This is a genomic window from Roseospira visakhapatnamensis, assembly GCF_014197915.1.
Classification (GTDB): Bacteria; Pseudomonadota; Alphaproteobacteria; order Rhodospirillales; family Rhodospirillaceae; genus Rhodospira; species Rhodospira visakhapatnamensis.
Genome location: NZ_JACIGK010000064.1, coordinates 1 through 4737 on the forward strand (window position 1 = coordinate 1; position 4737 = coordinate 4737).

The 4737-nt window shown below is 66.5% G+C and carries 7 protein-coding genes and 1 pseudogene; all 8 read right to left on the reverse strand.

Features of this window, described 5'->3' with window-relative positions:
* Positions 1 to 256: 256 nt before the first annotated feature.
* The 8 genes and pseudogenes from tnpB to GGD89_RS19185 all read right to left on the reverse strand — a co-directional run bounded on the left by tnpB (position 257) and on the right by GGD89_RS19185 (position 4380).
* Positions 257 to 589, reverse strand: a complete 333-nt coding sequence (gene tnpB / locus GGD89_RS19155; protein ID WP_425503062.1) for an IS66 family insertion sequence element accessory protein TnpB — start codon at positions 587 to 589, stop codon at positions 257 to 259.
* 11 nt (positions 590 to 600) lie between these two features.
* Entirely contained in the window at positions 601 to 741 is a 141-nt protein-coding gene (locus GGD89_RS19825) for a hypothetical protein (protein WP_221238573.1), read from the reverse strand.
* Positions 742 to 906: 165 nt separating this feature from the next.
* Complete coding sequence (locus tag GGD89_RS20455; RefSeq protein WP_281396757.1) at positions 907 to 1041, reverse strand: hypothetical protein; 135 nt, start codon at positions 1039 to 1041, stop codon at positions 907 to 909.
* Positions 1042 to 1126: 85 nt separating this feature from the next.
* Positions 1127 to 2236, reverse strand: coding sequence for an IS256 family transposase (locus tag GGD89_RS19165; RefSeq protein ID WP_184049002.1), 1110 nt, complete (start codon positions 2234 to 2236; stop codon positions 1127 to 1129).
* A gap of 182 nt (positions 2237 to 2418) precedes the next feature.
* A pseudogene (locus tag GGD89_RS20290) lies at positions 2419 to 2610 on the reverse strand (HigA family addiction module antitoxin); the annotation flags it as partial.
* Between the two features lie 6 nt (positions 2611 to 2616).
* On the reverse strand, positions 2617 to 2961 hold the full coding sequence (locus GGD89_RS19175) for a helix-turn-helix domain-containing protein (RefSeq protein WP_184049005.1): 345 nt from the start codon (positions 2959 to 2961) through the stop codon (positions 2617 to 2619).
* Complete coding sequence (locus GGD89_RS19180; protein WP_184049008.1) at positions 2961 to 3317, reverse strand: type II toxin-antitoxin system RelE/ParE family toxin; 357 nt, start codon at positions 3315 to 3317, stop codon at positions 2961 to 2963. Before GGD89_RS19180 ends, GGD89_RS19175 begins: the two co-directional genes overlap by 1 nt.
* Positions 3318 to 3444: 127 nt before the next feature.
* Complete coding sequence (locus tag GGD89_RS19185) at positions 3445 to 4380, reverse strand: ArdC family protein (protein ID WP_184049011.1); 936 nt, start codon at positions 4378 to 4380, stop codon at positions 3445 to 3447.
* Positions 4381 to 4737 lie beyond the last annotated feature (357 nt).

The following is a 4737-nucleotide window of genomic DNA, read 5'->3' on the forward strand; positions in this document are numbered from 1 at the left end:
CATCCGGTTCCTCTTTTTGGCGATTGAGAAAGCCGGAATGGAGGGTAGCCCATCCGTGGGGCGCGCCCCACGGATGGGCACGCAGGTGCGCCCCCTCGAACAAAATGTCCAGACATCAGGTTACACAGCCGGCCTCGGCGGCGTTCAGGCGAGCCCGAAGATCGGCGATGTCAGCGGCGTCTTCCATGCCCGGAGTATACCCCGGAGAGACCCCCGATTCCGCCGTTTTCTAAGCGATTCCAGGAGTTTTTGGACCTCACCCAGCCCGTTTCGGGCGCCACGTGTGGCGCGGGTTGCGCCAGTCGATCCCGTCCAGCAGATAGCCCAACTGGGCCGCCGAGATCGCCACCGCGCCGTCCGCCGGAGACGGCCAGATGAAGCGCCCGCGCTCCAGCCGCTTGGCGTACAGGGACATGCCGACGCCATCATGCCAGAGGATCTTGATGAGTGAACCACTCCGTCCCCGGAAGATGAAAAGATCGCCGGCGTGCGGGTCGCGGCCGAGCCCTTCCTGGACCTGAAGCGCCAGGCCGTTCATGCCCCGGCGCATGTCCGTCACGCCACCGGCCAGCCAAACCTTCGCGTCCATCGGCACGGGGATCATCGCGCTTCCACCACGGCCAGAACCCGACGCAGAGCGTCGCCGTCAATATCAGCGCCGACGATCACCCGGTATCCGCTGGGGACGACAATCTCGATGCGGTCATCGGACGGCGGCGAACCCGCCGGCTTCGTGGCCATCGCCGGGGCGGGCTCCGATTCATCCCCGGCGTCCGTCTCCGCGCCGTCGGGCACAATGAGTGCCGGCACAAACGTCGGCGGAGCGTCCCCAGGCGACGGCGCATTGCCAAGTCGGCCCTCTCGCCACAGTGCCCGCCACCGATACAGCAGCGATGTGCAGATCCCTTACCGCCGCGCCGTCGCCGAGGCCTGACGGGAGCCGACGAAGCTCTCTTCCACGATGCGGACCTTCTCCGCATCGCTGAACTGACGACGCCGGCCCGTCTCCACGATCTCCAACCGCATCACCTTGTCCACCATCGCTATCCGTACGGATAGCCACAGTGCACAGGATCGACCCGCGCCCCGTCTCGCCCAAATTTAGCGGTTCTCACCGGACGGGTACTCAGTCATCCTGGTTTTCCATGTTGATGTAGACGCGGTCTGTGGTGGCCCAATCCTCGTCGATCTCGGCGAGGACGGCGGTGACGAGACGCAGCAGCGAGGCCTCGTTGGGGAAGACGCGGACCTTCTTGGTCCGGCGCTTGATCTCCTGCTGCACGGCCCGCTCGATTGGGTTCGATGTCCGCATGCGGCGGCGGTGCCCCTTCGGCAGGGTGAAGACGGCGAGCCCCTCGGGGACGTTCGCCTCCAGCCACTCGGCGAGCTTCGGCGCCGCCTTGCGGTAGCTCTCGGCCAGGGCGGCGAGTTCTGCCTCGGCTGCCTGCAAGTCCCTGGCGTTCCAGACGGCGCGCAGCTCCTCGCCGATGCGCTTGCGGATGGCGAGCGTCGGGGCGTGGTGGATGGCGTTCTGGGCCAAGTGAAACTGGCAGCGCTGCCAGGTCGCGCCGGACAAAACGGCGCGACGAGCGGCGCGCAGGCCGGCATGGTCGTCGCTGACGATGAACTCGACGCCGCGCATGCCGCGGTCCACGAGGTCGTTCAGGAAATCGCGCCAGTGGACCTCGGCCTCCGAGAGGGCCGCCGACACGCCCAGAAGGCGCCGCCGGCCGTCAAGGCCGACGCCGATGGCCGACAGGATGGCCGCGTCGCGGACGATGCCGCCGTCGCGGACCTTCTCGTAGCGGGCATCGAGGATCAGGTACTTCACCGGGTCGAGCCGTCGCGTGCGCCACGCCTCCAGTTCGTCGTCCAGCAGGGCGGCGGCGCGGCTGACCTGGGTCGAGGACAGGCTTTCCAGCCCGAATTCCTTCATCACCTTGGCGGCGTCGCGGGTGGAGACGCCCTGGACGTACATCTCGGCGATCGCCAGCATGATGGCGCGCGAGGAGCGCCGCCCCCGTTCCAGGGACCGCGGGAAGAACGGCTCGTCGCAGCCCCGGCTCTTGGGAACGGCCACGGTGACGGTGCCGGCGGGCGTGTCCACCTTCTTCGGCTTGTAGCCGTTGGCGTAGCCCCGGCGCCTGTCACTGCGCTCGTAGGGGCCAGCGCCGAGGTGCTGGTCGCGCTCCATCCGCATGGCGAGATTGAAGAGCGCCGTGAACGCCTCGGCCATGCCCTCCTGTCAGTGCCGGATGAAAACTCCCCATTTGTGGCGTTTGAAAATTCCCCACCCTGACTCAACCTTCGCGTGAACCTGGGGCGCGCCCCCAGGTTCACGCGAACACCGCGCCTCCCAGATCCCCCTCTCCAACAGAGGGGGCGGAGGGCGCGGTGGTCACACTTGGGGAAGGCCTTCTCGATGCGCAGGGCCATTTCGGGGGACAGGGCCGCCTTCTCGTTGACGAGATTGGACAGGGTCGCGCGACGCACGCCCAGGACTTCTGCGGCCCGGGACACGGACAGACCCAGTTCGGCGAGGATTTCCTCCCGGACGAACTCGCCCGGGTGAACAGGCCTCATGCCGATCTTTTCAATGCGCTCGGCCATGGGCGTTCACGCACCGCTGGGGTGGGCATGGCCGCTTGACGCATCCGAAAAGCCGTCCAGCGATACCGGCGGACGCCCCGGAAACTCCACGGTCAGCTTCAGCGAACCGCCCATGGCCTCGACGTAGCTGCGCAAGGTGGAGAGCATCAGGTCGCTGCGCTTTTCGAGTTGGGCCACCGTGGCCTGGCGGATTCCCAGCATCTCCGCCATCTGCACCTGTGTGAGATCCTGAGCCTTGCGCAACTCTTTCAGCGTCTGATACGCGGCATGCAGCCGGTCGGCCTCGGCCTCGATCCGCGCCCGGCGCTCCGGCGGCAATTCCGCCATCTTTTCCCTCAGTGTCTTGGCCATCATCCTCCTCCTTTCCGGCGGCTCACGTGCCGGTCGAACCGCTCGTCGGCCTTGGCCACGAGCGTTTTGTAGAACCGCTTCTGACTGCCGCCCGATTTGTCTCCGGCCGCCAGCAGGATGGCGCTGCGTTCGGGATCGAAGGCGAAGGCCACGCGCCAGACGCCATCGGCCGCCGTGCACCGCAGTTCCTTCATGTTGGCGTGCCGCGACCCATTCAGGGTATCAACATACGGGCGGCCCAGATGCGGGCCTTCGCGCTCCAACACCGCAACGCGCGCGAGGATGGCGTCCTGGACATCCTCGGAAAACGCATCGAATTCGGGCTCGAAGGCCTCGTCAAACAGCACGTCCCACATCCATTGAATATAGCACAGAGCCTATATAGCCCTCAAGCTATATTTGCGCGCCCCGTCTCGCGACACAGCGCCGCGCCCGGGATGGACGCGGCCCCGGTGTGTCGAGCCGTGAGATGAAAGAGGCCGCCTACTCGGCGGCCTCGCTGATCTGTGGGATGAGGTCCGCCTCGACGGCCGGCTGGAGGCTGTGCAGGAAATCGGCGGCACGCTGGGCATGGGCGGCGGCGGAGAAGATGGCTCTCTTGTCCGCCTTGAGGATGCCAAGCCAGTGGTCGATGTACGGTGCATGATCCTCGCGGACGCGTAGCGTCAAATCCAAGTCGGCGCAAAGAAAAGACGCGCCGAGTTCGGCCACCAGTTCTTCCCGCGCATACCCTTCGTCGCCGAACGTCTTGCGGCCGAAGTCCCTGGCCAACCGATCGGGGTGGCGAGTCGCGTGCGTTGCTTCATGCCCAAGGGTGGCATAGAAGGCGTCGGCGTCGCGGAACGCCTCGATCGGCGGGATGCGGATGCGATCCAGGGCGACATTGTAGCTGGCCTCGGTCCCACCGGTGACGATCTGGACGCCGGTATTGGCGAAGAAGGCCTCGGCGTGGGCGATGCGCTGCGGGCCTTCAGCCCGGGGCTCGGGCTTGGTGGTGTAGTGCGCGGGCAGGTCCTCGATCTGCTCGACGTTGAAGACGCTGTAGGCCTTCATGAAGGGAATGTGCTGCTCGACCGTCTCGCCCTCGTCGGTCTCATCGGTGCGGGTGATCGTGTTGGCGTAGACGACCGGCGAGCCCTTCTCGCCCTTGCGAACGTGCGCGCCCAGTTCCTTGGCTTGCCGGAACGTCATCCACATGGGCGAGGCGAAGCCGTGTTCCAGGGCGGCTGTCCAGAGCATGAGGATGTTGATGCCGGCGTACGGCACGCCGTTATGGCGCAGCGGCCGGTTGACCCGGCCGGCGGCGTGCTCGGCGCTCCAGGGCTTCTCCCAAGGCCGCACGCCCTTTTCCAGTTCGGCGATGATGCTGTCGGTGACCCGGGTGTAGATGTCCTGCCGGGCGGTTTTCTCACGTGCCATGGTCCGTCTCCTTTGGTTCGTGCGGTCGACGGGCCGGAGAAGGACCCTCCCTCTCCTGATCGACTCCGTCACAAACCGAAGACGTCCTCTTCCTCTGATGGCCTCGACTGCGCGCGGCCGCTGAGTCCTCGTGAAGACCGCCGGGCCTTTTCCGCCGGAGCGAACGCCGGACCTGCCGGTGTTTTGAACGGACGTACCGGAAGAGCGGCCGTCCTCCGTCTTGTCCGCTTTGCGCGGACCGCCGCCCACGGGCGCCTTCTGACCCCATGATGATGCCGGGACGGGGCGAAAGGCTCCGATGGGCGGGGCCTCCAAAGCGAGACGGAGGAAACGGCCATGCACGTCCCCACACACACC

Bases quoted from the DNA above. Each gene is read 5' to 3' on its own strand.
- tnpB (WP_425503062.1), bottom strand. From the start codon at position 589: ATGGACGCGAAGGTTTGGCTGGCCGGTGGCGTGACGGACATGCGCCGG.
- GGD89_RS19825 (WP_221238573.1), bottom strand. From the start codon at position 741: ATGGCCACGAAGCCGGCGGGTTCGCCGCCGTCCGATGACCGCATCGAG.
- GGD89_RS20455 (WP_281396757.1), bottom strand. From the start codon at position 1,041: ATGGTGGACAAGGTGATGCGGTTGGAGATCGTGGAGACGGGCCGGCGT.
- GGD89_RS19165 (WP_184049002.1), bottom strand. From the start codon at position 2,236: ATGGCCGAGGCGTTCACGGCGCTCTTCAATCTCGCCATGCGGATGGAG.
- GGD89_RS19175 (WP_184049005.1), bottom strand. From the start codon at position 2,961: ATGGCCAAGACACTGAGGGAAAAGATGGCGGAATTGCCGCCGGAGCGC.
- GGD89_RS19180 (WP_184049008.1), bottom strand. From the start codon at position 3,317: ATGTGGGACGTGCTGTTTGACGAGGCCTTCGAGCCCGAATTCGATGCG.
- GGD89_RS19185 (WP_184049011.1), bottom strand. From the start codon at position 4,380: ATGGCACGTGAGAAAACCGCCCGGCAGGACATCTACACCCGGGTCACC.